The following is a 25,002-nucleotide window of genomic DNA, read 5'->3' on the forward strand; positions in this document are numbered from 1 at the left end:
TCGGTTTGTCAATCCTGCAGCACGCCGCCGGCCCCTTCTAGCGCCTCGCGGGTGTCGACATCAACGGACGCCCCTGCTCCGATCTCGACATCGATGACATCGAGCCCTTCGGCTTCGACCAGATGACGTGCGCCCGTGTCGCCCTCGAGATGGGCGATCGCCGGAAACAGGGAGCGCGGCAAGAGCACCGGGTTGCCGCGCTTGCCGTCATGCGAGGCGCGGACCACCGAATTGCCGCCGGCCTTGCGGAACGCATCGATCAATCCGTCGAGATCGTCTGACGCGACACCCGGCATGTCGCCGAGAACGATCATCACGCCGGCGGCGTCTTCGGGCAGGTAGGCAATACCGGCCTTCAGCGACGTGGACAGGCCGTCGGTGAAATCGGGATTGTCGGCGAAGGTCACATCGAGGCCCGCCAGCGCCGCGCGCACCCGCTCGCGTTGGTGGCCGGTGACGACAATCGTGCCCGAAGCCTTCGAGCCAAGCGCACGCTCGGCGGTGCGGCGCACCAGAGGCTTGCCATCGAACAGCGCCAGTAGCTTGTTCGGTCCACCCATGCGGCTCGACCGGCCAGCCGCCAGAAGGACGATGCCGACCTTGAGCTGGCTTTTGGCCGGCAGCGGTTCGCGCGGCTGCGGCCGGGTCGGGATTTCCATCAACAGTCCACCGACCCCCATGCCGGCAATATCCTTGGCGGTCACATCAAGGCCAGCGATCAACCGGTCCAGCACCCAGTCGAAGCCGTTCTCCTTGGGGCTGCGGGCGCAGCCGGGGGCGCCAATGACACGCTTGCCATCGAGCGTGCCGAGCACCAGCAGATTGCCGGGGTCGACCGGCATGCCCGCGCGGATGACGGTACCACCCGCCATTTCAATCGCCGCCGGAACGACATCGGCGAAATCGCTCATCGCCGAGGCGCCGAAGATCACCACCATGTCGTTGTCGCGCGCCAGCGAAGCCGCGGCCTTCGCCACCGGCGCGATCTCATGCGGCGTGCGGCGCTCCGCCGTCAGCCTGCCGCCCGAGCGCGCCAGCCGCGCTTCGGTGACGCGCAATGTCTTGTCGAGCACACTCGGCTTGATGCCCGGCAGAACCGTCTGGATGACGCCAACGCGAACCGGCCGATAGGCGTTGGCTGCAAAGATCTCGCCACCGGCGCAGATTTTCGTGACCGCATCGACCAGCGCGGAGCTGACCGCGAAAGGGATGATCTTCACCGTCGCGACCATCTGGCCTTTCTCGACCGGCGCATGCTGCGCCAGCGTGGCGATGGTGATGGCGGGATCGACGGCGTTGATGGCGTCGATCATCGCGGCATTGACGGTGAAGATGCCCGCTGAGCTGGCATGGAGGTTGACCCGCCCGGTGGCGGCCGGTCGCACATCGATACCGCGAAAGCCCATGCTTTCGGCTATTTCCTGCGCGGCGGCGTCTTCGCCGAGATCGTCAGAAGCCAACACAGCCGCAACCACCTGCGTGACGCCTGCCACCTTGAGCACCGAGACATCTTCGGCGCTCAGCCTGTGCGCCTTGCGAAAACGCCGTTCTCCGGCTGTGGTGGCATGTGCGAGCACCGCACCTTCTGCCGCTTCGATCGGGATCGGGCCAAATTTCACGCTGCCGCGCCTTTGGACTCGAGGCCGCGCGAGCGGAAGGCATGGACAACCTGTGCCAGTACCGCGACCGCAATCTCGGCGGGGCTGGCAGCACCAATGTCGAGCCCGATCGGCGCATGGATGCGGGCGATCTGCTCGGCGCTCGCGCCCAACGCCAGCAAGCGTTCGACGCGCTTGGCATGCGTTTTGCGGCTACCAAGCGCGCCGACATAGAAGCATCTGGCGTCGAGTGCTGCCTTCAGCGCGAAATCGTCGACCTTCGGATCATGGGTGACGGCGGCGAGAGCCGTGTAGCTGTCGAGCGGCTGGCGTTTCAGCACATCCTCCGGCCATTCGGCATGCAAAGCGACATCGGGAAAGCGATCGGGTGTAGCAAAGGCCGTGCGCGGATCGATGATCTCCAGGGGATAGCCGGCGATCCTGGCCATCGGCGCCAACGCCTGGCTGATGTGCACAGCGCCGACGACAACGAGCCGCGGCTGCGGCAGATGCGTGTTGAGAAAAAAGGTCCGCCCTTCGGCCTCGACCGAACCGGAATTGCCGGTGCGGAATGCCTTGGCGATCGCAGCGCCGAGATCGCCGGCAACCTGATCGCCTTCGCGCACGATGCGGTCGCGGCCGTCACCAAGATCGGTGACAAGGATCGCCGCGCGGCGGGCGCGGCGTTCGGCGTTCAACGTTTTCAGCGCATAGGGATCCATAAAAGGTCAGCCCAATCTTTCAACGTAGACCTTGATCCGGCCGCCGCAGGACAGACCGACCTGCCAGGCGGTTTCGTCGGCAACACCGAACTCGAGCATCCTGGCCTTGCCGCTGTCGATCACGTCGATTGCTTCAGTCACCACCGCGCCTTCGACGCAGCCGCCCGAGACGGAGCCGTGGAAATTGCCGTCGGCGTCAATGACCAGATGGCTGCCGACGGGGCGAGGCGCAGAACCCCAGGTCTCGACCACGGTGGCGATGGCCACATCCTTGCCGTCCTTCATCCAGCCTTCCGCGATAATCAGCGGGTCGCGGGCCTCATCGAGATAGATGCTGTCTTCCATGATCGCTTCTCTCAGAGTCTGTTTCTCGTATTTCTCGGGCCACATATGGTCACGCGGCGTGCCTCGCGCCAGCGTCCAGCCACCGGCGTGGATCGACAGACTGCGCCGATTTCTTATCCAGCGATGCGCAGAGATCGGCGAGTGCATCGAGATTGTGCACCGAGCGAAACTCGTCGACATGCGGCAGCATCGCCTTGACGCCGCGGGCGCGCGCCTGGAAACCGTCGAACCGCAGCAACGGGTTGAGCCAGATCAGCCGCCGGCAGGATTTGTGCAGGCGCTCCATTTCCTCCGACAGGCCGGCGATATCGTCGCGCTCCAGTCCGTCGGTGATCAAAAGTACCACCGCGCCCTGCCCCAGCACACGCCGCGACCACAGCCGGTTGAACTCGGCCAGCGTGTCGCCGATGCGGGTGCCACCCGACCAGTCCTTGACCGCCGCCGAACAGTCGGCAAGTGCGGCATCGGGATCGCGATGGCGCATCTGCCGGGTCAGGTTGGTCAGCCGCGTGCCGAAGACGAACGTGTGCACCCGCCGGCGTTTTTCCGTCAACGCATGCAGGAAATGCAGGAAGATGCGCGTGTACTGGCTCATCGAGCCGGAAATGTCGGCCAGCACCACCAGCGGCGGATGGACCTCGCGCGGTGAGCGGAATTTCGGCAGGATCAGTTCGCCGCCGGTGCGCGCTGCCGAACGCATCATGGCGCGCGGATCAATGCGGCGGCCGTGCGCATCGGCCTTGAAGCGCCGGGTCCGCACCATGTCGAATGGCAGCCGCAACTGGGCGATCGCCCTTCTGGCATCCGCCATTTCAACGGCGTTCATCTGGGCAAAGTCCTTGCCGCGCAGCACCTCGTTGCCGGAAAAGGTGAAGCGGGCGTCGACCTCGATCTCGGGGATCTCCTGGGCCGGCTGGTTCTTCTGGTGGCCCTCGAACATCGCCTGGCTGACGCGGTTCTCGGCGGCGCGCGGCTTCTGCTTCTCCCTGACGTCAGGCGCCACCGGCGAAAACATCGCCAGCATCTTTTCGATCAGTTCGCGCGATTTCCAGAACAGCCGGAAGGCTTCGTCGAAGGTGGCGTGATCCTCGTGCCGTGACACCAGCACGGCATGCAGCGTCCAGTAGAAGTCATCGCGCGAACCGATGCCGGCGACCAGCACCGCCTCTATGGCATCCTTGACCGAGGCCGGTCCGACCCGCATGCCGGCCTTGCGCAAGGTACGGGCGAAATAGACGATGTTGTCGGCGATGCGTCCGTCCGGCCGGACTTCCTTGGGTTCGGGGCGCGACACCGGCATGGCCCTACTCCGCCGCCGAAAGCTCGGCCTTCACCTCGTTGAGGATGCGCCGGCCTTCGCCCTGTTCGATGCGGGCGATGTCGTCCTGGTATTTCAACAGCACGCCGATCGTGTCGGACACGGTTTCCGGATCGAGCGCCACCTTGTCGAGCTCGGTCAGTGCGCCGGCCCAGTCGATGGTCTCGGCCACGCCCGGCACCTTGAACAGTTCGATCTGGCGCAGCTTCTGGATGAATGAAACCACTTCGGCCGAAAGCCGCTGGTTGGCCTGCGGCACCTTTCGGCGCACGATCTCCAGCTCTCGCTCGGCGTTGGGATAGTCGACCCAGTGATAGAGACAGCGCCGTTTCAGCGCGTCATGGATCTCGCGTGTGCGGTTGGTGGTGATAATGACGATTGGCGGTTCTTCCGCCTTGATGGTGCCGAGTTCAGGCACCGTCACCTGGAAATCGGAAAGAATTTCGAGCAGGAAGGCCTCGAATGCCTCGTCGGTACGATCGAGTTCGTCGATCAGGAAGACCGGGGCAGCGCCTGTCTTGCCGGTCAGCGCATCGAGCACAGGGCGACGGATCAGGTATTTTTCGGAGAAGACATTGCGCTCCATGGCGGTGCGGTCGACCTTGCCGGCCGCCTCCTCCATGCGGATCTCGATCATCTGCGCGGCGTAGTTCCACTCGTAGACGGCGGACGAGACGTCGAGCCCTTCATAGCACTGCAGGCGAATCAACCGGCGGCCAAGCGCCTGGGCCAGCACCTTGGCGATCTCGGTCTTGCCGACGCCGGCCTCGCCCTCGAGGAACAGCGGCCGTTTCATGCGCAGCGACAGGAACAGCACGGTCGCCAGCGATCGATCCGCCACATAGTCCGCGCCGGTCAGGAGATCGAGCGTCTCGTCGATCGTCCGCGGCACGGGGCGCGGTTTCAGCTCGGTCATTCTTTCTCCGTGAACGCCGGCGCTCCGCTGTCCAGAACGTGGTAGCCGCGGGCGTGGTAGATCAGCGGCCGCAAATTATCGCCGATGCGCAGGCCTGTCACCTTGCCAAAAAGCACACGATGCGTGGCCAGATCCTTGGTGTCGATCAGTTCGCAGTCGAACACCGCGAGCGCGCCCTTCAGCGTTGGCGCGCCAGTGGAAATCACGTCCCACTCGCCGAGCGCGAACCGCTCCTCGACCGGCAGGCCGGTGATGCCGGAAAAGCCGACCGACAGCGGCTCCTGGTGCGAAGCCAGCGTGTTCAGGGCAAATCTGCCGTTTTTCACGAACGGCTCATTCTTGGGGTTTTCACTGTTGAGGCAGACCAGAATCGTCGGCGGCGTATCCGACACCGAACAGGCCGCGATCACTGTCGCGCCGCGCTTGCCCGCCGGCCCATCGGTGGTGACCACATGGACGTGGCCGGCAAAATGGCTCATCGCATCGCGATAGGCCTGCGGCCCAATGTCGTTCTTCTTCAGCACCGGAAATTTTCCACAGTCAGAACCCTACCGCTATATATGGCGACATATGACATGCCACAAGCGAGGCGACGGCTGAGCCTGGGCTCCTTCTCCCCAAAATTCGCGTGTTGCACCAAGCCCGGCCAGCCTTTAGGTCTTGGCGGAATTGGCGCCAGCAAAATGTCGCCAGCTTGGAGGAATTCTTCATCAGGATGCGATCCAGGGTAACGATATCGGCCGCATTGGCCTGGCTGTTCATGGCCAGCGCCGCCAGCGCCCAGACGATGCTGGTCGGCGTTGCGGCACCCTTGTCGGGACCGTCAGCCATCCTGGGCAAGCAGATCGACGCCGGCACGGGTCTTGCAGCCGAAGCGAACGGCATCGAACTCAAGACCATGGATGATGCCTGCACCGCTGACGGCGGCGCCGCCGCGGCCAGGGAATTCGTGGCGGCCAAGGTCAATGTCGTGGTCGGCTTTCTCTGCACCGAGGCGATCGAAGCGGCGATGCCGATCCTCAAGGACGCGAACATTCCGGTCATCACCGTTGGTGTGCGAACCGAAAGCCTGACCGACCGGCGTGCCAAGACCGGCTGGCCGGTCTACCGTCTCGGGCCACGAGGTGACGATGAGCGCAATGCAGTCGCCTCCAGCCTCACCCATCTGTGGCAGAATGACTTGTTCGCCATCATCGATGACGGCACCATCTATGGCCGCGAAATCGCCGAGACGCTTCGCGCGGCGGCCGAGCAGGCGGCGCTGAAACCGGTTTTCGTCGACACGTTCCGGCCGCAGCTGGACAACCAGATCGGAATGATTGGCCGGCTGAAAAAGGCAGGCGCCACGCATGTCTTTGCCGGCGGCGACGGCGAAGACATCGCCATCATGGGCCGTGATGCGGCGCAACTGTCTGCCGGCATCGTCTTCGCCGGCGGCGAAAATTTGCGCACACCGGGCGACGTGCCCTATGCGGTGGGCACGCTGATGATCGCGCCGCCTGAATGGGCCGATGTCGCCGATCCAAAGGTCCTGGAAAGCTTCTCGGCCCAGAAAATCGTGCCGGACGGCTACACATTACCGGCTTATGCGGCGGTCGAGATCGCCAAGGCGGCGTCAGGCCTGTCCGAAACCTCGGGCAAGCCGCTCGCCGACGCTCTGACGGGGCATGATTTCACCACTGCGATCGGGCCGGTCCGCTTCGACGCGAAAGGCGACCTCAGCCAGAGCCCCTACCGTGTCTTCCGCTTCGATGGCACGCGCTTTGCGCCCTTGGAAAGCAACTGATGTTTCGCACCGGCCCGCGCAATCTGATCACCGACGTTGCCGGCCTGCGCGTCGGCAATGCTTCCGACACCAGGCTGAAGTCCGGCGTCACGACCGTGCTTTGCGACGGGACGGCGGTGGCAAGCGTGCAGGTCCTGGGCGGTGCACCGGGCACCCGTGAGACCGATCTGCTCGAACCGCACAATTCGGTCGAGGCAGTCCACGCCGTGGTGCTTTCGGGCGGCTCGGCTTTCGGCCTCGACGCGGCATCCGGCGTGCAGGCGGCGCTGCGCGAGCGCGGCATCGGGCTCGAAGTCGGCGGCTTTCGCGTGCCGATCGTGCCAGCGGCGATCCTGTTCGACCTGCGCAATGGCGGCGACAAGGATTGGGGGCGTTATCCACCCTACCGCGACCTCGGCTATGAAGCGGTCCAAGCCGCCAGCACCGAATTCCAGCTCGGCACGATCGGCGCCGGCACCGGAGCCCTCACTTCAGGGTTGAAGGGCGGCCTCGGCTCGGCCTCGACGCTTCTGGACAACGGCATCACCATCGGCGCGCTGGCCGCCATCAATCCGACCGGCTCGGTGACCGTCGGCCGAACCCGCCATTTCTGGGCGGCACCGTTCGAAATCGGCGACGAATTCGGCGGGCTTGGCTATCCCTCGCCGATGCCAGACGATGCGAAACGGATCCTGTTGAAATACCGCGACAAGCGTGTCGGCGGACAGATGGAAACCGGCGGAAACACCACCATCGCCGTCATTGCCACGGACGCGGTGCTCACCAAGGCCGCTGCAAAGCGCCTGGCGATATCGGCGCATGACGGATTCGTGCGCGCCATCTGGCCAACGCATACGCCGGCCGATGGCGACCTGGTGTTTGCGCTGGCGACGGGCACGAGTGGTGTCGAGCTTGCCGACGCGGCGATCGACCTCTACGCCGCGGCCGGCGCCACCATCGCGCGCGCCATCAGCCGCGGCGTGTTTGCCGCGACGCCTGCCGTTGACGACCTGTTTCCAGTCTGGTCGTCGCGCTCGGGGTGAATCAGCCGATCAGACCGGATCGGATTTTTCTTCCTCGAAGGTCACCGCGACATCGGAATTCGCTGACAGCCACACCTTCTTGCCATCGACCTCGGCAAGCAGGCTCAGGGGAATGTAATGGTGGTGGCCCTTGTGAGCGCCAGCGCCGCTATCGGCCTTGGTCAGCTTGATGCGCTCACCCTCGACCTTGTCGACGGTGCCGACATGCACGCCATCGGCGCCAACGACTTCCATATGCTCACGAATTTTGCTGGTGTCGGTCATGGTGGTTCTCCATTGGGGCTGCTGACGATAACTAATGACGGGCCGATTGGATGCATCGGCTTTGGGACTGCACGACGTTTTGATTCCGTCGTGCTAATGCATGTCGCCCAAAGGTGGTTCCGGTTTGGGAGAACGACATGCATAGAAAGAAAGACCTAAAGCGCGTCACCTGAATCCGTTCAAACGCGACGTGCTTTTGGGGATTGGAACGACGACAGCTGCCGGAGTGAACCGATGCGATTGCTTTTTCTGTTAGCCGTTTATCTGCTTGCACAGTTCGCGACGTCGATCGCCGCCCATGCAGGCGATGTCGCCGAACTCGAAATCCTCGGTTTCACCAAGGACGGCGGCGTCTTCGCCTTCGAGGAGTATGGCGTCCAGGACGGGTCCGGATTCCCCTATGCCAACCGCTACTACATCGACACGAACGACGACAGCTTTCTCAAGGGAACGCCGATCCGGGTCCGGATTGACGATGAGAACGCCACGCTCGAAGCGGCGCGCCTTGAGGCCCAGCAGAAAGGCGAAGCGATCGTCAAACAGGCTGAGTTGAGCGCGAACAGGGGTATCACCGCGGGCTTCAACCCGGTGACCGAGCTTTCGGCCGATCCGCACCGGATGGCGGTCAACCCACGCCCGATCTTTTCGCCGGTCGACCGGCCGCTCGAATTCCGGCTCGACGAGATCGGCATGAACAACACCGAAGGCTGCGAGAGCCAGGGAGAGATCAACGGCTTTCGGCTGCTGCGCATCGAGGCGCAGGATGGCGGCACGACCAAGCTGCTGCACGAGGACAAGTCGATCCCCAGAAGCCGGGGTTGCCCAAACGGCTACCGGATCGGCGCGGTGCAGACATTTTCCATGGACAGTCTGAGCGGTTATGCGGTGCTGATCACGGTGCGCCAGTACGGCTTCGAGGGGCCGAACTTTCGCTGGATCGCGGTGACCGGCCGCCTGTGACACCGCTTGTTCAACCCGCTGGGCGCAATCGCCTTCGCCGTGCGATGCCAACACCGCGGACCGCGCTTTTCGGCGCCTTGTTGTGGGCCGTGACGATGGGCGCCAGCGCGCTCGTCAACCTGCTTTTGGACGACTGGGAGACGCCGGAGAAAATCCGCACCGTGTCGCTCCTCTATGCCTGCGGCGGAGCGCTCGCCTTTCCGCTTGGCCTGTTCGCGGCACGGCTGGTCTCGCTTGGAAGGCGCTGGGAGGTCGCCTTTGCGGCGGCGTTCGTGTGCCTGCTCGGCGCAACGATCGGCCTTACCGGCGGGCTGTTTGCCCTGCAGTACCGCTCCTACTACGCCGAATGGCATGCCCCGGCTTTCACCTTCACCTGGGGCCTTCAGTTCGTCTTCACGACGCTGACGGCGCTCTATCAGTTCGTGGTGCTCGGCATCCGGCTTTATTTTCCGCTTGGTTTCGTCGCCTTGTTTGCCGCCAGCGTCTGGTTTGCACGGCAGCAGCGTTGAGCATTTTGCCCGCCTCTGTTAGGACGCGGGCAAACTCCTCGACAAATCAGGACTGACCGATGATCCCTCGTTATTCCCGGCCGGAAATGGTCGCCATTTGGTCGCCCGAAACCCGGTTCCGCATCTGGTTCGAGATCGAAGCCTATGCCTGCGACGCGCTGGCCGAACTCGGCGTCATCCCCAAGGAAGCGGCAAAAACGATTTGGGAAAAGGGCGGTGCCGCGAAATTCGATGTCGAGGCGATCGACGAGATCGAGCGTGTCACCAAGCACGACGTCATCGCCTTCCTGACCCATCTTGCCGAATTCGTCGGACCCGACGCCCGCTTCATCCACCAGGGCATGACATCGTCTGATGTTCTCGACACCTGCTTTGCCGTGCAGCTTACCCGAGCGAGCGACATCCTTCTCGCCGACATCGACGCGCTGCTTGCAGCACTCAAGCGGCGTGCCTTCGAGCACAAGGACACCGTCACGATCGGCCGCAGCCACGGCATCCATGCCGAGCCGACGACCTTCGGCATCAAGCTGGCGCAGGCCTATGCCGAGTTCTCGCGCTGCCGCGAGAGGCTGGTGCACGCGCGGGAAGACATCGCCACCTGCGCCATTTCGGGCGCGGTCGGCACCTTTGCCAACATCGAACCGTATGTCGAGGAACATGTGGCGGCAAAACTCGGCCTGAAGCCGGAACCGGTGTCGACGCAGGTGATCCCACGCGACCGCCACGCCATGTTCTTCGCCACGCTCGGCGTCATCGCCTCGTCGATCGAGCGGCTGTCGATCGAAATCCGGCATCTCCAGCGCACCGAGGTTCTGGAAGCGGAAGAGTATTTTTCGCCGGGACAAAAGGGCTCGTCGGCAATGCCGCACAAGCGCAATCCGGTGCTGACGGAAAACCTCACCGGCCTTGCCCGCATGGTGCGCTCCATGGCGCTGCCAGCGATGGAAAATGTAGCGCTCTGGCACGAGCGCGACATCTCACACTCCTCAGTCGAGCGCATGATCGGGCCGGACGCCACGGTGACGCTCGACTTTGCGTTGTCGCGGCTGACCAGCGTCGTCGACAAGCTGCTCGTCTATCCCGACAACATGCTGAAGAACATGAACAAGTTCCGCGGCCTCGTGCATTCGCAGCGCGTCATGCTGGCGCTGACGCAGGCGGGCCTGTCGCGTGAAGATTCCTACCGGCTGGTTCAGCGCAACGCCATGAAGGTGTGGGAACAAGGCGCTGATTTTCTTGAGGAATTGTTGGCCGACAAGGAAGTGACCGCAGCCCTGCCGGAAGCCGAGATCCGCGAGAAGTTCGACCTCGGCTATCACACCAAGCATGTCGACACGATCTTCAAGCGGGTGTTCGGCGAAGCCTGAGGATTTCGACTGCAGGGAACTTGGTTGTTGCCGACAGCGCCTTCGTTTTTCAAGGCACGACGTAGTTTGTCCATATCGCATAAACTGTACAGGCGATGGGTGTAGTTGTCATTGACGACGTTATCGAAGACTTTGGCACAGCGTCCTGGTTCGCTCGCTGGGTAATTCGCTTTTGTATCGATAGGGTCGGAGAAAAGCCGTACCTAGTTAATTTTCGTAATCAGTACGACTGGGGTTACAACTGCATATACGTACATGAACTGAACACCGCTGATCTCCGCGAATTTGCAGATCTGCTGCATCAGTTTGTGCTGGATTTTCATCTCGACGCAGCCGGCTACGACGCGCAAAAATTTCTCGCTCATGCCCAGAAACTCTCTGCGCTCGTCGATTCATATGTCGACAAGCGCCTACGAGCTTAAACTGCTTTTGTTGATCAGGCCTTGCCGGGAACAGTCCTGATCACCGTGCCCCACGGGTCTTCGCGGGTTACCGGGCTGGCCACATTGTCCGAGCGCATCTCAACCCAGGCAAGGCCCGAGCGGCTCGGATCGCGGCGGCCGGCGCCGGGGCTGCGCCAGGCATTGGCGCCGATGTGGTGGTGATAGCCCCCGGACGACAGGAACACCGCCTGACCGCCATATTTCGCCACGGTGTCGAAGCCGAATTCCTGGTTCCACCAGGCTTCGGCGTCTTCCGGCCTGCCGACTCGCAGATGGACATGGCCGACAATGCTGTTTTCCGGCGCCCCCTGCCAGCCCGCATCACCGACCGGCACTTCGGCAACCACCGACGGAATGTTCAGCCGCTCGGTGGCCATGGCTATCTTGTCGCCATTCCACTTCCAGTCCTGCGGGAGGCGGTCGGCGTAGATCTCGATGCCGTTGCCTTCGGGATCGGTCAGGTACAGCGCTTCGCTGACCAGATGGTCGGAAGCCCCTTCGATGGCGATCTTGTCGGCGATGGCATGGTTGATCCAGCGACCGAGATCGGCGCGGCTGGGCAGCAGGAAGGCGGTGTGGAACAGGCCGGCGCTTTGCGGATCATCCGGCTTTGCCGTCGCATCCGCCTCGATGACCAGCAGCGGACGGTTGGCGGCGCCGAGCGTGATCGCGCCATCGGCGCGGCTCAACTCCTGCAGGCCGACGACGCTGCGATAATAGGCGGCAAGGCTTTCGGCATCGCGCGCCTTCAGCCCGACACGGGCGACGCTGACGGGGGTGGTGGCGGCAAAAGGCAATTCACTCATCAAAGTCTCCGTTCGGCCAGCCTGCGGTAGAGCCCCGCGCCGCCAATCATTGTACGCCGTGTGGAGTTCCCGCACTGGCTGTTTCTATTCCTGACGACAAATCGTCCATCGGCATCGTTCACACAAGACGTGAAGAAGCGAACATCGTGTTCACCATTGTGATCAAGTGCGCGGTTCATGGCCGTTGCACGAAGCGACGCCGCTCGCTATTTCAGCGCCATGAAGGTCAAAGACACAGATATTCTCATCGTGCCGGGCTACACCAATTCCGGCCCCGACCATTGGCAGAGCCGCTGGCAGTCGAAGCTGTCGACGGCGCGCCGCGTCGAACAGGCGGAGTGGTCCAAACCGGTGCGCGAGGACTGGACGGCGAGCGTGGCCAAGGCGGTCAACGAGGCCGAGCGGCCGGTCGTCATCGTTGCGCACTCGCTTGGTGTCGCGGCGGCAGTGCAAGCCATGCCGCAGTTCGTAAAGCCGGTCGCCGGCGCCTTCTTCGTGGCGCCGCCAGATGTCGCCAATCCCAAGATCAAGCCCAGGCACCTGATGACCTTCGGTCCCTATCCGCGCGAACCGCTGCCCTTTCCTTCGATCGTGATCGCCAGCCGCAACGACCCTTTCTGCGCCTTCGATGTCGCCGAAGACATTGCCGGCGCCTGGGGCTCGCTGTTCATCGACGCCGGCGAGACCGGTCACCTCAACGCCGATTCAGGCTTCGGTCCGTGGCCCGAAGGCTCGATGACCTTCGCCAAGTTCCTGACCGACCTGAAACCCTGAGCTTGCTCAGGAGCCGATCGAATCCCTGACGCTCTTGATCAGGGTTTTTGCACCGAGCCCGATCAGCGCGTGTTCCGAGCCCATGGCCAGCAGCCGGTAGCCCATCGACACAACGCGGCCGGCAATCGCCGGCTCGACGACATAGATCGCTGCATGTTTTCCGGCCTTGCGGGTGCGTTCGGCGACCGACGCCACGGTTTCCATCATGCTTTCCAGCGTCGAATTGACGGTCGTGCCGTTGCTCCAGGCGATCGAGAAATCCGACGGGCCGAGGAAGATGCCGTCGATACCAGGCGTGTCGAGAATGCCGTCGAGCGCGTCGAGTGCCGCGCGGGTCTCGACCATGGCGAAAGCCATGGTGCGCTGATTGGTGTCGCGCAGCCATTCAGCCTGGTCGCCCTTGCCGTGGCGCGGAAACGCATAGGTCGGGCCCCAGGAGCGCTCGCCAATCGGCGGATATTTCATGGCGGCGGCGAACAGTTTTGCATCGGCCACCGAATTCACCATCGGCGCAATGACAGCCTCGGCGCCGAAATCGAGCGCGCGGCTTGCCATGTCGAAGCGGCCGACCGGAATGCGCACCAGCGCCGGCTTGTTTGCGGCGAGCACAGGCACGAGACCGCGCAGCACGCTGTCCTCATGATGGCCGCCATGCTGCATGTCGAGCGTGACGGCATCGAAGCCCTGCTTGGCGACGATCTCGACGGTCAAGGCATCCGGTACGCCGGACCATGCGGTGAACAGCGTTTCATCGGCCGCAAGGCGGGACTTCAGGGACATCTGATCTTTTCCTTGTTAACGACAGCAGTTTCAGCCGGAAACCGCTGCAAAGGCAAAGAAAAACCGCCCGGATAGGCCGGGCGGTCGATTGGTCCAGCGCGTGGTGGGATCAGGTGTTCTTGATCTGCTCGATCGCCTGCGCCATCAGCTCGTCCATGGTGCGGCGGATCTGGTGGTCCGACTGGTCGACACCGGCGTCGTCGAAGTCCTTGCGGATCTTGCGGAATACGTCGTGATCGCCGGCTTCCTCGATGTCGGCGACGACCACCTGCTTGGCATAGGCGTCGGCATCGGCGCCCGATTTTCCGAGCTTTTCGGCTGCCCACAGGCCGAGCGCCTTGTTGCGGCGCGCCGAGGCCTTGAACCGAAGTTCCTCGTCGAATGCGAATTTGCGCTCAAAGCCCTCTTCGCGATCCTTCATGCTGCTCATGGCATCCCTCCGATGGAAATCGATTCGCTGGTGATGATGTATATGTGTTGACGAAGCACAAACCAAAAGGTCGCGAGCCGGTCAATACGCTTCGTAGCATGCTGCGCTGCGGCATTTCACTCCCGAAAGCGGTTGATTGGAAGGATTTGCCGATTGAGCAAACGATGTGATTGGGATAGACCCGGCATTGAACCCTACCGTAGCCGCACTATTTCAGGCAGACGGACAGGAAATGGTCGCTTGCCGCCTGCCCGGAACTCCAGAGAAAAAATCAGATGAAAAATCGCCGCCGCATTTATGAAGGCAAGGCCAAGATCCTCTATGAGGGACCCGAGCCGGGTACGCTCATCCAGTTCTTCAAGGACGACGCAACCGCATTCAACAAGAAGAAACACGAAGTCGTCGACGGCAAGGGCGTGCTCAACAACCGCATTTCCGAGCACATCTTCAACCATCTCAACCGCATGGGCATTCCGACCCACTTCATCCGCCGGCTCAACATGCGCGAGCAGCTGATCAAGGAAGTCGAGATCATTCCGCTCGAGGTGGTGGTGCGCAACGTCGCGGCCGGCTCGCTGTCCAAGCGCCTCGGCATCGAGGAAGGCACCGTTTTGCCGCGCTCGATCATCGAATTCTACTACAAGGCCGATGCGCTTGACGATCCGATGGTGTCGGAAGAGCACATCACCGCGTTCGGCTGGGCCAGCCCGCAGGAAATCGACGACGTCATGGCGCTCGCCATCCGCGTCAACGACTTCCTCTCCGGCCTGTTCATGGGTGTCGGCATCCAGCTCGTCGACTTCAAGATCGAATGCGGTCGCCTGTTCGAGGGCGACATGATGCGCATCGTCGTCGCCGACGAGATTTCGCCGGATTCCTGCCGCCTGTGGGACGTGGCGACGCATGACAAGCTCGACAAGGACCGTTTCCGCCGCGACATGGGCGGCCTCGTCGAAGCCTATCAGGAAGTCGCCCGCCGCCTCGGCATCATGAACGAGAACGAGCCGCCGCGCCCCACCGGCCCGGTGCTTGTCGCCTCGACCGAAGGCGTCAAAGGCAAGCCGCACTGATAGCGGCTTGCACCCCGATATTTGAGAACAGGAGCATGTCCAGCGTGATCAAGGCCCGCATTACCGTCACCCTCAAGAACGGCGTGCTCGACCCGCAAGGCAAGGCAATCGAACACGCACTGTCCGGACTGGGTTTCGGCGGCGTCGGCGCGGTGCGGCAGGGCAAAGTGTTCGACGTCGAGCTTTCGGAGACCGACAAGGCCAAGGCCGAGGCTGATCTGAAAGCCATGTGCGACAAGCTGCTGGCGAATACGGTGATTGAGAATTATAGTGTAACGCTGGTGTGATGCCGATAGCGCCCGCCGGTTTGCGGGCGGTGATCCGGTCTAGCTCGGGCGTGGGCTCTGCGGCCTGCGAAACCAAAGATAGTAGATCGCGACGGCACCTGAGATGATCGCGAGCAGTTTGTAGAACATTCGTTTGACATCACCGCCGTCGAAAACCTTGTCGATCCCCTCGGGATTGGCCGGATTTCGCAACACCTCGATCTCGGTGCCGACCGACGTCGGCATTTTCACATAGAAATCTCCAGTCACCTCAAACGAATATTCGCCACCTCCTGGAGGGCGATAGGCGAGCTTTGCGGTTGGAATTTTCGAGATGCGCCACGCACCCTCGCCCGGCGCCGGGGTCGAAGGAACTGTCACGGCAACTGAGGAGCAATCGGCGCGGGACCGCTCTACCCAGTTACGCCTGACTTTCACTTCCAGGACACATTGCATGCCGGTCTCGACCACGTTCGCCTTTTGCCGCTCCCAGGTGAACGTGTGAATGAACCGGACGACGGCCGGCTTCATCGACCACGCGCCAGAATAAAACAGCGCAGCCGCTAGCACCGTCATCGCAACCTTGAATACGATTCGCCCACTCGCCTGGCGTCGTTGAGCCAATTCTAGGACTCGCAGCTGCATTTCCCGGGTCCGCGGATCGTCAGAAAGCTGGCTCGGATCGCGCCCGTCAGCGATCGCGCGTCGCAGAACCAACTGCACCAATATGCTTATCCAGCCAGCAAATACGACTATCAGCAGACGGCCATGCAGCCTGTAGAAAGTGGTATGGTGGCTGGCAATGCAGGCGTTCGCGAGATCGATCCGCGACACTCCGTGATGGCCACCCCTGTCCCAAGTGCCTTTTCCAAAAAAAAGAGGTAGAAGGAAAAATATCGTCAGGCCCACTCCGAGGAGCAGAAGCTTGCGGTAGACCCTGAAGCTTCTCTTGTAGCTGAAGACATCAACTGCGTTCGACACGACCAGGCCCGCCGAAATGATCCCCAGGCCAATCGAAAGAGCCGTCGCCACCATCAACAGGCGCGCGAAAGACACGGCGCAATCACCCAAATCCGTGTTGAGAGAGAGCCACGTCGAAAACAACGATCGCATGGATGCCGAAGCATCCCAGAACAACATTAAGGCGAAGGCAGCGAGTGCCGCCACGACGGTGGCTGAAGCCCACATCGCGCGTCGACTGTACTCGCGTGCTCTAATCTTATCGTAATCCACCAGAGCCTCGAACTGCTGCAGAAGCATCTCTCTTGCAGCAGTGGTCCTTAACAACGTGGTTTTCTACTGAACGATTCTCCTATAGATCGATCATCGATATAGATCGACACAAGAGTATACTTAATAAAGTGCTATGCACCTGCATTGGATCGCCACATTGGCACTTGCCTGTCGAGCTCTGTACCCGTTTGACCGACGTCCGCGACCTCGCTACACACGGCGTGCGCAGTCAAAATCGCCCGCGCCTTCGAGACGCCGCCGTCGACACTTGAAAACCGCCTTGTTGCGATGCCGAACGACACACAGATTTCAAAGTTCATGAGCCTGGTCCTGCGACATGCGCCGCAGGAGGCCGAACTGTCGCTCGACGAAAACGGCTGGGCCGATTTCGACGCGCTCTGCGCGGTGATACAGTCGAAGTTCGGCGCATCGGTCGCCGATGTTTCGCGCATCGTCGAAGAGAATCCGAAAAAGCGCTTTGCTATCGACGGCCAACGCATCCGTGCCGTGCAAGGCCACAGCGTCGATGTCGATCTCGGCTTGTCGCCATCGATCCCGCCGGCAACCCTCTACCACGGCACCAAGGAAGAGGTTCTCCCCAGCATTCTCCGCGAAGGCCTGACCAGACAGTCACGCCAGCATGTTCACTTGTCAAAGGACGCCGAAACGGCTCTGATCGTCGCACGACGCCGCCACGGAAAAAGTGTTATCCTCCAAGTCGACTCGGCAGCCATGATGAGGGATGGGGTATCATTCTTTCTCTCCGACAACGGCGTCTGGTTGACCAACCACGTTTCACCCCGGTATCTGGTTCAGATGCTCGAACGGGAATTGCCATGAAATCCGCCGTCGTCCTTCTGCCTGGCCTCAACCGCGACCGCGACATGATCGCGGCGCTGACCAAGATTTCGGGAAAACCGCCGGTCACGGTCTGGCAGACCGACACCGAAATCCCGGATGTCGACCTGATCGCCATTCCCGGCGGTTTTTCCTTCGGCGATTATCTGCGCTGCGGCGCGATTGCCGCGCGCATGCCGGTAATGCGGGCGGTCGCCGAAAAGGCGGCCCAGGGCGTAACGGTCATTGGCGTCTGCAACGGTTTCCAGATCCTGGTCGAGGCGGGCCTGCTGCCCGGGGCGCTCATGCGCAACACCTCGCTCAAATTCGTCTGCCGTCAGGTGAAGCTGCAGATCACCAACGCCAACACCATGTTCACCCGCCGCTATCAGCCTGGTCAGATCATCCGCTCGCCGGTCGCGCATCATGACGGCAATTACTTTGCCGACGCCGACACGCTTGCCCGCCTCGAAGGCGAGGGCCAGGTGGTGTTCCGTTATGCGGACGGTACCAACCCCAACGGCTCGATCAACGACATTGCCGGCATCATCAACGAACGCGGCAATGTGCTCGGCCTGATGCCGCACCCGGAAAACCTGATCGAAGCAGCCCACGGCGGCAGCGATGGCCGGGCGCTGTTCGAGAGCGCGCTTGGCATTGCCGCCTGACATCATCGAGGCGGATGCCTTGAAAACAGCCGGACATTCCTGTCTCTTTACGGGAGCAAGTCCGCATTATTGGGGAGAGAGACGGTCATGAAACTCTATTCGCGACCGTTGTCGCCCTATTCGTCGATCGTGCGGGCACTGGCCTACATCAAGGATGTGCCGCTCAAGATCATCGCGCCGCCGCCCGGCTTTCCGATCCCGGAAGAGTTTCGCGCCATCTCACCGCTGAACCGCATTCCGGTGCTGATCACCGGTTCGGGCGAAACGATCGTCGAATCCGTGGTCATTGCCGAGTATCTCGAGGAGCGCTTTCCGGAACCCGCGCTGTTGCCGCCCGATTCCAAGGATCGTGCGCTGGTGCGCATGTTCGCCCGCATCACCGATCTCGACGTACTGACCCCGATGATGAAGCTTTTCGAGCTTCATTTCGTGCCGAAGCGAAACAGTGCCGAGATCGACGCCCAGTTCGCCCGCCTGCACCACGGACTGGCGGCGATCGAGGAACGCATGGCGCAAGGCCCTTTCGCGCTCGGCGACGATATCAGTTTCGCCGACGCCTGGCTGACGCCGACGCGGTTCATCTTCAACCAGTTCCGCGCCATGACGGGACGCCACGACCTGCTCGACGCCTATCCCAAATTCGATGCCTATCAACAGATCGCCTCGCAGCATCCGGCATTGTCGCGGGTGTGGGGCGAAATGACCGACGGCCTGAAGATTTTTCTGTCCGAGCTTGAGATGGGTGCCGCTTGACTAGGAGCAAGACGATCGCGCTGGTTGCCGCGGCAGGCTTCGCCCTGGCATCCTGCCAATCGAGCCCGAAGAGCACGCCTGTCCCCTCGGGCAAAAGTGCCTCATTGCTGGCCATGGAACAAGTGGCAATCGCTGCCCACAAATGCTGGATCGCCAGCAAGGATCCGGCCTTCAAGCAATACCAGATGGCCAACGAGCTGAATTCGTACAGCGGCACGCCGCGCTTCCTGCTGGTGCCGGCCAAGCATTATGGCGGCAAACCACTGCTGGTCGTGCAGGCACAAGGCAATTCGAGCCGCGTCGACGCGTTTGGACCGCTGATCGACGGCCCGCTCGGTGCGCGCATCGGTTCGGACATTGCGCGCTGGCAGGCGGGCAATCCCTCCTGTTCGGCGGCCGCATAGGCAATGAGCCGGTTCCTGCAGATCGCGGGTCTGGTCATCGGTCTGGCCGGGCTCGTCCTGCAGTTCTGCATCAGCATTCCGGCGTCGATGGAAGCAGGCCGCAGCCTGCTCGGCTCCATCGTCTTCCTTTTCAGCTTCTTCACCATCCTGACCAACATCGGCGCGGTGCTGGTGTACACATCGCTGCTGTCGTCCACCGGCTATGCGTGGCTGCCTGCCTTCGCGGGATTCCGGATGCGCGCTGGCATCGCCGTTTCGATCACTCTGGTCTTCATCGTCTATGCGACGGTGCTGTCGCAGCTCTGGCACCCACAGGGCCTATTCCTGCTCTGCGACGTCCTGCTGCACTATGTGACGCCGGTGCTGTTCGTGCTGTGGTGGCTGGTCGCAGGCGCCGACGGCAGGACGCGGTGGAACGACATCTCCTGGTGGATGCTCTATCCTGTGGCCTACCTGGTCTATGCGCTGGCGCGGGCGCCGCTTGCCGGCGAAGTGCCCTACCCCTTCCTCGATGTCGCCAAGAATGGCGCCGCCAGCGTCGCCATCTCGGCAGCGGCCATCACCGGGCTTTTTCTCGTGCTGTGCGTGGCCGCCGTCCTTGTCGACCACGGCGTTGCACGCATCAGAACATCGAGCGTCCGTTAGTCATCCGGACACCGTCCGCAATTCCAAGTTTGGCCCTGATCCAAAAAAAAACCGGGTCAGTCCCAGAACGGCCTGATGCCCTCGCTGTGGGCATCGCGGCGCGAGACGCCGATATCCTTGAGCTGATCATCGGTCATTTCCAGCAGCACCAGCCGGCTGCGCCGGCGCTGCAGCAGATGGTCGATCCAGTTCGCCAGCGACCTGACCACATACACCAGCCGGCCGGCAAAGCCGCGCCGGCCCGATGGGCATGTCGATTGGCCTGACAACTCGGCTCTCGAATGACGGATTGTAGCGATTGTATTCATTTTCTTTCTACCAGAATTCTCAATTGCACCCTTTTTGGTGCAGAGCTGATATGTATTGACTCACATTTCGGTGCAATATAGAAAATTGTCACCATGACAAATTGGCTGCCAGACCTCACCGCCGGCTCCGGGCCGCTGTATCAACGGCTTGCGGATTCCATCGAAACGGATATCGACCGGGGCGTGATCGATGCGGGAGCAAAACTGCCGCCGCAACGTGACCTCGCCTACGACATCGGCACCACCGTCGGCACGGTCGGCCGGGCCTATCAATTGCTGCGCGAGCGCGGGCTGGTGAGCGGCGAAGTCGGGCGTGGAACCTATGTGCTCGGCCAGCGCGCCGATGATGCGAGGCCGAACCTGCTGACCTCAGACGTCAGCGGCGAAGGCACGCGCTATATCGATGCGCCGCGCGGCAAGCTGCGTTTCGACAGCACGGCCGCGCCCGACATCGGCCAGGGCGCGGATGTCGCCGATGTCCTGTCGCGCACGGCGCAGGACTATCCGCACGAGATTTCGAGCTACACGCGGGACTTTCCGGACCGCTGGTACGAAGCCGGCGCCCGCTGGCTGTCGCGCAATTCCTTCCGCCCAAAAGCCGACGCCATTGTCCCCACACTCGGCACCCATGCCGCGGTGATGGCGGCGATCGCAGCGCTGACAACACCCGGTGATTATGTCGCCTTCGAGCACCTCACCTACTCGCAGATTTCGCGCAGTGCCGGGCTGATCGGCCGTCGCACGGCGTTGGTGGCGTCAGACGAAGGGGGCATCGACCCGGCCGATTTCGAGCGCGTCTGCGCGCAAAAACATCCCCGGATGATCTTCCTGATGCCGACGGCGCAGAATCCGACGCTGGTGACCTTGTCGGCGTCGCGCCGCGAGGCAATCGCGCGCGTCGCACGCGAATACAATGTCGTTCTCATCGAGGACGATCTCTACGGCAACCTGACCGATGATCCGACGCCGTTGCTGGCCGAATATGCCCCTGAACGCACCATCGTCGCAGGCGGCCTGTCGAAATCGGTCGCGGCCGGCGTTCGCGGCGGCTGGCTTTCCTGCCCGCCCGCCTATCGCCACCGCATCCGTGTCGCCCACAAGATGATGACTGGCGGCATGCCCTTCCTGCTGGCGGAGGTGAATACCCGGCTGGTGCTGTCCGGCCTGGCGGACGAGATCCGCAAACGCAGCATCGCCGAAATCAACGCCCGCATCGCGATCGTGCGCGAGACACTGGCCGGCTTCGCGTTCAAGTCACACGAAAAGGTGCCCTTTGTCTGGCTGACCCTGCCCGACCCGTGGCTTTCCGGCACCTTCAAGAACGCCTGTCTCGAACACGGTGTGCTGATCGACGACGAGGACGAATTCAAGGCCGGCCGCTCAGAGCAGGTTTTCCACGGCGTGCGCTTCGGCGTTTCACAGCCAAGACAACGCAAGGACATCGCCGAAGGCGTCGCGGTGATCCGGCGGCTTCTGGATGAGGGCCGCGCCGGCTACGACAGTTTTTCCTGAGCCCGAAGCAGCTCGCTCCTGAGGGATCGCTGGCTACCCCGGATTGCCCGGTGGCTTTGTCCGGTTTTCCTGCGTTTTTCGTCGATCCATGGGTGTATCGGCCGCAAGGCTTGCGATAAGAGGGGACTCAAATCCCAGCGCCCCGGATACAAATCGCCGCCCATGACCATTTCCAATTCCGTGCCGATCACCCCCGAGCTCATCGCCGCGCATGGGCTGAAGCCCGACGAGTATCAGCGCATCCTCGATCTTGTCGGCCGTGAGCCGAGCTTCACCGAACTCGGCATCTTCTCGGCGATGTGGAACGAGCATTGCTCGTACAAATCCTCGAAGAAATGGCTGCGCACACTGCCGACCACCGGCCCACAGGTCATCCAGGGACCGGGCGAGAATGCCGGCGTGGTCGACATCGGCGACGGCGACTGCGTCGTCTTCAAGATGGAAAGCCACAACCACCCCTCCTACATCGAGCCCTATCAAGGTGCCGCGACCGGCGTCGGCGGCATATTGCGCGATGTCTTCACCATGGGCGCACGGCCGATCGCAGCGATGAATGCGCTGCGCTTCGGCGCGCCCGACCATCCCAAGACCAGGCATCTCGTTTCAGGCGTGGTTTCAGGCGTTGGCGGCTATGGCAACGCTTTCGGCGTGCCGACGGTCGGCGGCGAAGTCAATTTCGACGCCCGCTACAACGGCAACATCCTGGTCAACGCGTTTGCGGCCGGCATAGCCAAGACCGATGCGATCTTCCTGTCGGAAGCCAAGGGGGTCGGCCTGCCGGTCGTCTATCTCGGCGCCAAGACCGGCCGCGACGGTGTCGGTGGCGCCACCATGGCGTCGGCCGAATTCGACGACAAGATCGACGAGAAGCGCCCGACCGTGCAGGTCGGCGACCCCTTCACCGAAAAGTGCCTGCTGGAGGCCTGCCTCGAATTGATGGCCTCGGGCGCGGTCATCGCCATCCAGGACATGGGTGCGGCCGGTCTCACCTGTTCGGCAGTCGAAATGGGTGCCAAGGGCGACCTCGGCATCGAGCTCGATCTCGACAAGGTGCCGGTGCGCGAAGAGCGCATGAGTGCCTACGAGATGATGCTGTCGGAAAGCCAGGAGCGCATGCTGATGGTGCTGCGCCCTGAAAAGGAACAGGAAGCCGAGGCGATCTTCCACAAATGGGGGCTCGACTTCGCCATTGTCGGCAAGACCACCGACGATCTGCGCTTCCGCGTCCTGCATCAGGGCGACGAGGTCGCCAATCTGCCGATCAAGGATCTTGGCGACAAGGCACCGGAGTATGATCGTCCCTGGATCGAGGCCAAGAAGCCAGCCCCGCTTGCCGCCAACGACGTTCCGCGGGCCGATGTCGCCGAGGCGCTCCTGAAGCTGCTCGGCGGACCGGATCTTTCGTCGCGCCGCTGGGTCTGGGAGCAATACGATACGCTGATCCAGGGTAATTCGCTGCAGTTGCCGGGCGGCGACGCCGGTGTGGTGCGTGTCGACGGTCATGCGACCAAGGCGCTGGCCTTCTCGTCAGACGTGACGCCGCGCTATTGCGAAGCCGATCCTTACGAGGGTGGCAAGCAGGCGGTGGCCGAATGCTGGCGCAACCTGACCGCCACAGGTGCGCTGCCGCTGGCGGCCACCGACAATCTCAATTTCGGCAATCCGGAACGGCCGGAGATCATGGGCCAGCTGGTCGGCGCGGTGAAAGGCATCGGCGATGCCTGCCGCGCGCTCGGCTTCCCGATCGTCTCCGGCAATGTCTCGCTCTACAACGAAACCAACGGCCAGGGCATCCTGCCGACGCCAACCATCGGCGGCGTCGGTTTGATCGCCGACTGGTCGAAGATGGTGCGAACCGGCTTTGCCGGTGCGGGCCAGATGATCCTGCTGGTCGGCGCGCCCGCTTCGTGGGGAACGCATCTCGGCCAGTCGGTCTATATGCGCGACATCCATGGGCGCAGCGACGGCCCGCCGCCGCCGGTCGACCTCGAGCATGAAAAGCGTGTCGGGGACCATGTGCGCGCCCTGATCGCGTCCGGCATCGTCACGTCGGCGCATGACGTTTCCGATGGCGGCATCGCGGTGGCTTTGGCCGAAATGGCGATGGCGTCCGGCATCGGCGCCACCATCCCCGGGCTTGTCGGCACCGATCCGATCCCGGTCTGGTTCGGTGAGGATCAGGGGCGCTATCTCCTGACGCTGTCGATCGATCCGGATAGCGATGAATGGGACACCATTCGCAAGCAGCAAGGCGAACTCGGCATTTTCGCGCCCTGGATCGGCTCGACGGGCGGCAACACGCTGAAGCTCGGCGAGGCGCGGGCGATCCCGGTCGGCGAATTGACCGGCGCCCACGAAGGCTGGTTCCCACGCTTCATGGATCAGGCCAGTTGACGAGACTGGCTGCCCGGGCGCTGCTTGCAGTCGTTTTCTGGCCGTCGCTGTTCTTCTTCTGGTTCCTCGGGCCGTTCGTCTTTTTCCTGCTGTCGACGACCTCGAGCGAGGTTTGCACACGGCTGGAAACACGCTCGGAGTTCCTCGCCGCGGCCAATGGCACCATTCCGATGCTCGCCGCGCAGAACCTCATCTACGCGGTTCCGATCCTCTGCCTGGTGCTATGGGATCGCCTTTTGCCGGATCCGGCGCGGGCAAGGCATATTGTCACCTGCATCAAGCTTTTCGCGGCCGCGGTGCTCGTTGGAGCGCTGTGGGAATACGGCTCCTCGCTTGTCTGCGATGGATACGGTCAGCCATTCTTCTCGCCGTTCTGGCGAATGACGAGCTATCTCCCCATCGTCAGCCTGATTATCAACGTTCCGCTCTATGTGCTGGCCTTCAGCCTTGGCCGCGCTTTTTCGACGCGCGAGGATGCTGCCGAGGACGAAGCAAGCCCACCAGCCTAAGTCTGCCCGGGTCTTCTTGCCGGTGGCAGGACTGAACGGCTTCAATCCGGACCAGAAAGGCTTTAGGCTCGCCCGACTCTTATCAGATGGCCGGGCTCCGGCCGCTCGAAACAGGATTTTGCCATGGCAATGGATGCCCACGACATCGAAAAACTGATCAAGGACGGCATTCCGGACGCCAAGGTCACGATCCGCGATCTCGCCGGTGACGGCGACCACTACGCGGCCGAGGTGGTGGCCGAGAGCTTTCGCGGCAAGAGCCGCGTCCAGCAGCACCAGATGGTCTATGACGCGCTGAAGGGCAATATGGGCGGGGTGCTGCACGCGCTGGCGCTGCAGACCAGCGTGCCGGACTGAGCCTCG

Annotated in this window: 30 protein-coding genes; 18 read left to right on the forward strand and 12 right to left on the reverse strand. The window is 62.5% G+C overall.

What is annotated here, in order from left to right:
• Positions 1–8 precede the first annotated feature (8 nt).
• The 6 genes from AC1RZR_RS24090 to AC1RZR_RS24115 are packed head-to-tail and all read right to left on the reverse strand — an operon-like array spanning position 9 to position 5,423.
• The gene (locus AC1RZR_RS24090) at positions 9–1,619 is read right to left on the reverse strand and encodes an NTP transferase domain-containing protein (protein ID WP_481826197.1); all 1,611 of its coding nucleotides are present in this window, start codon (positions 1,617–1,619) and stop codon (positions 9–11) included.
• Positions 1,616–2,320, reverse strand: a complete 705-nt coding sequence (locus AC1RZR_RS24095) for an XdhC family protein (RefSeq protein WP_481826198.1) — start codon at positions 2,318–2,320, stop codon at positions 1,616–1,618. Before AC1RZR_RS24095 ends, AC1RZR_RS24090 begins: the two co-directional genes overlap by 4 nt.
• Before the next feature lie 6 nt (positions 2,321–2,326).
• The gene (locus AC1RZR_RS24100) at positions 2,327–2,665 is read right to left on the reverse strand and encodes an XdhC family protein (protein WP_477275291.1); all 339 of its coding nucleotides are present in this window, start codon (positions 2,663–2,665) and stop codon (positions 2,327–2,329) included.
• Between the two features lie 49 nt (positions 2,666–2,714).
• Complete coding sequence (locus AC1RZR_RS24105) at positions 2,715–3,965, reverse strand: vWA domain-containing protein (RefSeq protein WP_481826199.1); 1,251 nt, start codon at positions 3,963–3,965, stop codon at positions 2,715–2,717.
• A 4-nt stretch (positions 3,966–3,969) separates the two neighbouring features.
• Positions 3,970–4,899, reverse strand: a complete 930-nt coding sequence (locus AC1RZR_RS24110; RefSeq protein ID WP_481826200.1) for an AAA family ATPase — start codon at positions 4,897–4,899, stop codon at positions 3,970–3,972.
• The gene (locus tag AC1RZR_RS24115) at positions 4,896–5,423 is read right to left on the reverse strand and encodes a flavin reductase (protein ID WP_111542498.1); all 528 of its coding nucleotides are present in this window, start codon (positions 5,421–5,423) and stop codon (positions 4,896–4,898) included. Before AC1RZR_RS24115 ends, AC1RZR_RS24110 begins: the two co-directional genes overlap by 4 nt.
• Before the next feature lie 191 nt (positions 5,424–5,614).
• Here AC1RZR_RS24115 and AC1RZR_RS24120 point away from each other — a divergent pair, with 191 nt between their 5' ends.
• Together AC1RZR_RS24120 and AC1RZR_RS24125 are read left to right on the forward strand one after the other, a co-directional pair.
• Positions 5,615–6,685, forward strand: coding sequence for a branched-chain amino acid ABC transporter substrate-binding protein (locus tag AC1RZR_RS24120; protein WP_481826201.1), 1,071 nt, complete (start codon positions 5,615–5,617; stop codon positions 6,683–6,685).
• Entirely contained in the window at positions 6,685–7,707 is a 1,023-nt protein-coding gene (locus AC1RZR_RS24125) for a P1 family peptidase (RefSeq protein ID WP_481826202.1), read from the forward strand. Before AC1RZR_RS24120 ends, AC1RZR_RS24125 begins: the two co-directional genes overlap by 1 nt.
• A 9-nt stretch (positions 7,708–7,716) precedes the next feature.
• Here the strand turns inward: AC1RZR_RS24125 and AC1RZR_RS24130 are convergent, their stop codons facing one another.
• On the reverse strand, positions 7,717–7,971 hold the full coding sequence (locus tag AC1RZR_RS24130) for a DUF2171 domain-containing protein (RefSeq protein WP_477275303.1): 255 nt from the start codon (positions 7,969–7,971) through the stop codon (positions 7,717–7,719).
• 234 nt (positions 7,972–8,205) lie between these two features.
• On the opposite strand from AC1RZR_RS24130, the gene AC1RZR_RS24135 reads away from it, so the two are divergent.
• The 4 genes from AC1RZR_RS24135 to AC1RZR_RS24150 all read left to right on the forward strand — a co-directional run bounded on the left by AC1RZR_RS24135 (position 8,206) and on the right by AC1RZR_RS24150 (position 11,229).
• Entirely contained in the window at positions 8,206–8,931 is a 726-nt protein-coding gene (locus AC1RZR_RS24135; protein ID WP_481826203.1) for a DUF2259 domain-containing protein, read from the forward strand.
• A gap of 44 nt (positions 8,932–8,975) precedes the next feature.
• Entirely contained in the window at positions 8,976–9,440 is a 465-nt protein-coding gene (locus AC1RZR_RS24140) for a hypothetical protein (protein ID WP_481826204.1), read from the forward strand.
• A 59-nt stretch (positions 9,441–9,499) separates the two neighbouring features.
• Complete coding sequence (gene purB, locus AC1RZR_RS24145) at positions 9,500–10,807, forward strand: adenylosuccinate lyase (RefSeq protein WP_477275309.1); 1,308 nt, start codon at positions 9,500–9,502, stop codon at positions 10,805–10,807.
• A gap of 95 nt (positions 10,808–10,902) precedes the next feature.
• Positions 10,903–11,229 carry a hypothetical protein gene (locus AC1RZR_RS24150; protein WP_481826205.1) on the forward strand — a complete coding sequence of 109 codons (327 nt, stop codon included), beginning with the start codon at positions 10,903–10,905 and terminating at the stop codon, positions 11,227–11,229.
• A 14-nt stretch (positions 11,230–11,243) separates the two neighbouring features.
• Here the strand turns inward: AC1RZR_RS24150 and AC1RZR_RS24155 are convergent, their stop codons facing one another.
• Positions 11,244–12,056 carry a VOC family protein gene (locus tag AC1RZR_RS24155; RefSeq protein WP_481826206.1) on the reverse strand — a complete coding sequence of 271 codons (813 nt, stop codon included), beginning with the start codon at positions 12,054–12,056 and terminating at the stop codon, positions 11,244–11,246.
• A gap of 219 nt (positions 12,057–12,275) precedes the next feature.
• Between AC1RZR_RS24155 and AC1RZR_RS24160 the strand changes: the two genes are divergently transcribed.
• On the forward strand, positions 12,276–12,830 hold the full coding sequence (locus tag AC1RZR_RS24160) for an RBBP9/YdeN family alpha/beta hydrolase (protein WP_477275836.1): 555 nt from the start codon (positions 12,276–12,278) through the stop codon (positions 12,828–12,830).
• Positions 12,831–12,836: 6 nt separating this feature from the next.
• On the opposite strand, the gene AC1RZR_RS24165 is transcribed toward AC1RZR_RS24160, so the two are convergent.
• Both AC1RZR_RS24165 and AC1RZR_RS24170 read right to left on the reverse strand, forming a co-directional pair.
• Positions 12,837–13,610 (reverse strand): HpcH/HpaI aldolase family protein, encoded by a 774-nt coding sequence (locus tag AC1RZR_RS24165; protein WP_477275313.1) that lies wholly within the window; start codon positions 13,608–13,610, stop codon positions 12,837–12,839.
• A 109-nt stretch (positions 13,611–13,719) separates the two neighbouring features.
• Positions 13,720–14,040 carry a DUF1476 domain-containing protein gene (locus AC1RZR_RS24170; protein ID WP_379097050.1) on the reverse strand — a complete coding sequence of 107 codons (321 nt, stop codon included), beginning with the start codon at positions 14,038–14,040 and terminating at the stop codon, positions 13,720–13,722.
• Positions 14,041–14,315: 275 nt separating this feature from the next.
• Between AC1RZR_RS24170 and purC the strand changes: the two genes are divergently transcribed.
• On the forward strand, positions 14,316–15,110 hold the full coding sequence (purC, locus tag AC1RZR_RS24175; protein WP_111542508.1) for a phosphoribosylaminoimidazolesuccinocarboxamide synthase: 795 nt from the start codon (positions 14,316–14,318) through the stop codon (positions 15,108–15,110).
• Positions 15,111–15,154: 44 nt separating this feature from the next.
• Entirely contained in the window at positions 15,155–15,397 is a 243-nt protein-coding gene (gene purS / locus AC1RZR_RS24180; protein ID WP_379098152.1) for a phosphoribosylformylglycinamidine synthase subunit PurS, read from the forward strand.
• Positions 15,398–15,436: 39 nt separating this feature from the next.
• Here purS and AC1RZR_RS24185 read toward each other — a convergent pair whose 3' ends face one another.
• Positions 15,437–16,636: a hypothetical protein gene (locus tag AC1RZR_RS24185; RefSeq protein WP_481826207.1), complete on the reverse strand. Its 1,200-nt coding sequence runs from the start codon at positions 16,634–16,636 to the stop codon at positions 15,437–15,439.
• A gap of 261 nt (positions 16,637–16,897) precedes the next feature.
• Here AC1RZR_RS24185 and AC1RZR_RS24190 point away from each other — a divergent pair, with 261 nt between their 5' ends.
• The 5 genes from AC1RZR_RS24190 (at position 16,898) to AC1RZR_RS24210 (ending at position 19,916) form a co-directional block, all read left to right on the forward strand.
• Positions 16,898–17,449: an RNA 2'-phosphotransferase gene (locus AC1RZR_RS24190; protein ID WP_481826208.1), complete on the forward strand. Its 552-nt coding sequence runs from the start codon at positions 16,898–16,900 to the stop codon at positions 17,447–17,449.
• Positions 17,446–18,114 (forward strand): phosphoribosylformylglycinamidine synthase subunit PurQ, encoded by a 669-nt coding sequence (purQ, locus tag AC1RZR_RS24195; RefSeq protein WP_481826209.1) that lies wholly within the window; start codon positions 17,446–17,448, stop codon positions 18,112–18,114. The genes AC1RZR_RS24190 and purQ overlap by 4 nt, the downstream gene beginning before the upstream one ends.
• Before the next feature lie 87 nt (positions 18,115–18,201).
• Complete coding sequence (locus AC1RZR_RS24200) at positions 18,202–18,867, forward strand: glutathione S-transferase family protein (protein WP_481826210.1); 666 nt, start codon at positions 18,202–18,204, stop codon at positions 18,865–18,867.
• The gene (locus AC1RZR_RS24205; protein ID WP_477275319.1) at positions 18,864–19,271 is read left to right on the forward strand and encodes a hypothetical protein; all 408 of its coding nucleotides are present in this window, start codon (positions 18,864–18,866) and stop codon (positions 19,269–19,271) included. The genes AC1RZR_RS24200 and AC1RZR_RS24205 overlap by 4 nt, the downstream gene beginning before the upstream one ends.
• A gap of 3 nt (positions 19,272–19,274) precedes the next feature.
• Positions 19,275–19,916 (forward strand): Pr6Pr family membrane protein, encoded by a 642-nt coding sequence (locus AC1RZR_RS24210; RefSeq protein WP_481826211.1) that lies wholly within the window; start codon positions 19,275–19,277, stop codon positions 19,914–19,916.
• 56 nt (positions 19,917–19,972) lie between these two features.
• Here AC1RZR_RS24210 and AC1RZR_RS24215 read toward each other — a convergent pair whose 3' ends face one another.
• Entirely contained in the window at positions 19,973–20,224 is a 252-nt protein-coding gene (locus tag AC1RZR_RS24215; RefSeq protein WP_477275323.1) for a DUF1127 domain-containing protein, read from the reverse strand.
• A 93-nt stretch (positions 20,225–20,317) separates the two neighbouring features.
• Here AC1RZR_RS24215 and AC1RZR_RS24220 point away from each other — a divergent pair, with 93 nt between their 5' ends.
• The 4 genes from AC1RZR_RS24220 to AC1RZR_RS24235 all read left to right on the forward strand — a co-directional run bounded on the left by AC1RZR_RS24220 (position 20,318) and on the right by AC1RZR_RS24235 (position 24,996).
• Positions 20,318–21,736, forward strand: coding sequence for an aminotransferase-like domain-containing protein (locus AC1RZR_RS24220; protein WP_477275325.1), 1,419 nt, complete (start codon positions 20,318–20,320; stop codon positions 21,734–21,736).
• A 162-nt stretch (positions 21,737–21,898) separates the two neighbouring features.
• Complete coding sequence (gene purL, locus AC1RZR_RS24225; RefSeq protein ID WP_481826212.1) at positions 21,899–24,130, forward strand: phosphoribosylformylglycinamidine synthase subunit PurL; 2,232 nt, start codon at positions 21,899–21,901, stop codon at positions 24,128–24,130.
• Positions 24,127–24,639 (forward strand): hypothetical protein, encoded by a 513-nt coding sequence (locus tag AC1RZR_RS24230; RefSeq protein ID WP_481826213.1) that lies wholly within the window; start codon positions 24,127–24,129, stop codon positions 24,637–24,639. The genes purL and AC1RZR_RS24230 overlap by 4 nt, the downstream gene beginning before the upstream one ends.
• 123 nt (positions 24,640–24,762) lie before the next feature.
• Positions 24,763–24,996, forward strand: a complete 234-nt coding sequence (locus AC1RZR_RS24235) for a BolA/IbaG family iron-sulfur metabolism protein (RefSeq protein ID WP_010909092.1) — start codon at positions 24,763–24,765, stop codon at positions 24,994–24,996.
• The last annotated feature ends 6 nt before the right edge of the window (positions 24,997–25,002 follow it).

The organism is Mesorhizobium bavaricum (assembly GCF_056781655.1).

Coding starts and splice junctions, on each gene's coding strand:
- AC1RZR_RS24095 (WP_481826198.1), bottom strand. CDS start 2,320: ATGGATCCCTATGCGCTGAAAACGTTGAACGCCGAACGCCGCGCCCGC.
- AC1RZR_RS24100 (WP_477275291.1), bottom strand. CDS start 2,665: ATGGAAGACAGCATCTATCTCGATGAGGCCCGCGACCCGCTGATTATC.
- AC1RZR_RS24105 (WP_481826199.1), bottom strand. CDS start 3,965: ATGCCGGTGTCGCGCCCCGAACCCAAGGAAGTCCGGCCGGACGGACGC.
- AC1RZR_RS24110 (WP_481826200.1), bottom strand. CDS start 4,899: ATGACCGAGCTGAAACCGCGCCCCGTGCCGCGGACGATCGACGAGACG.
- AC1RZR_RS24120 (WP_481826201.1), top strand. CDS start 5,615: ATGCGATCCAGGGTAACGATATCGGCCGCATTGGCCTGGCTGTTCATG.
- AC1RZR_RS24125 (WP_481826202.1), top strand. CDS start 6,685: ATGTTTCGCACCGGCCCGCGCAATCTGATCACCGACGTTGCCGGCCTG.
- AC1RZR_RS24130 (WP_477275303.1), bottom strand. CDS start 7,971: ATGACCGACACCAGCAAAATTCGTGAGCATATGGAAGTCGTTGGCGCC.
- AC1RZR_RS24135 (WP_481826203.1), top strand. CDS start 8,206: ATGCGATTGCTTTTTCTGTTAGCCGTTTATCTGCTTGCACAGTTCGCG.
- AC1RZR_RS24140 (WP_481826204.1), top strand. CDS start 8,976: ATGCCAACACCGCGGACCGCGCTTTTCGGCGCCTTGTTGTGGGCCGTG.
- purB (WP_477275309.1), top strand. CDS start 9,500: ATGATCCCTCGTTATTCCCGGCCGGAAATGGTCGCCATTTGGTCGCCC.
- AC1RZR_RS24150 (WP_481826205.1), top strand. CDS start 10,903: ATGGGTGTAGTTGTCATTGACGACGTTATCGAAGACTTTGGCACAGCG.
- AC1RZR_RS24155 (WP_481826206.1), bottom strand. CDS start 12,056: ATGAGTGAATTGCCTTTTGCCGCCACCACCCCCGTCAGCGTCGCCCGT.
- AC1RZR_RS24160 (WP_477275836.1), top strand. CDS start 12,276: ATGAAGGTCAAAGACACAGATATTCTCATCGTGCCGGGCTACACCAAT.
- AC1RZR_RS24165 (WP_477275313.1), bottom strand. CDS start 13,610: ATGTCCCTGAAGTCCCGCCTTGCGGCCGATGAAACGCTGTTCACCGCA.
- AC1RZR_RS24170 (WP_379097050.1), bottom strand. CDS start 14,040: ATGAGCAGCATGAAGGATCGCGAAGAGGGCTTTGAGCGCAAATTCGCA.
- purC (WP_111542508.1), top strand. CDS start 14,316: ATGAAAAATCGCCGCCGCATTTATGAAGGCAAGGCCAAGATCCTCTAT.
- AC1RZR_RS24185 (WP_481826207.1), bottom strand. CDS start 16,636: ATGCTTCTGCAGCAGTTCGAGGCTCTGGTGGATTACGATAAGATTAGA.
- AC1RZR_RS24190 (WP_481826208.1), top strand. CDS start 16,898: ATGCCGAACGACACACAGATTTCAAAGTTCATGAGCCTGGTCCTGCGA.
- purQ (WP_481826209.1), top strand. CDS start 17,446: ATGAAATCCGCCGTCGTCCTTCTGCCTGGCCTCAACCGCGACCGCGAC.
- AC1RZR_RS24200 (WP_481826210.1), top strand. CDS start 18,202: ATGAAACTCTATTCGCGACCGTTGTCGCCCTATTCGTCGATCGTGCGG.
- AC1RZR_RS24210 (WP_481826211.1), top strand. CDS start 19,275: ATGAGCCGGTTCCTGCAGATCGCGGGTCTGGTCATCGGTCTGGCCGGG.
- AC1RZR_RS24215 (WP_477275323.1), bottom strand. CDS start 20,224: ATGAATACAATCGCTACAATCCGTCATTCGAGAGCCGAGTTGTCAGGC.
- AC1RZR_RS24220 (WP_477275325.1), top strand. CDS start 20,318: ATGACAAATTGGCTGCCAGACCTCACCGCCGGCTCCGGGCCGCTGTAT.
- purL (WP_481826212.1), top strand. CDS start 21,899: ATGACCATTTCCAATTCCGTGCCGATCACCCCCGAGCTCATCGCCGCG.
- AC1RZR_RS24235 (WP_010909092.1), top strand. CDS start 24,763: ATGGCAATGGATGCCCACGACATCGAAAAACTGATCAAGGACGGCATT.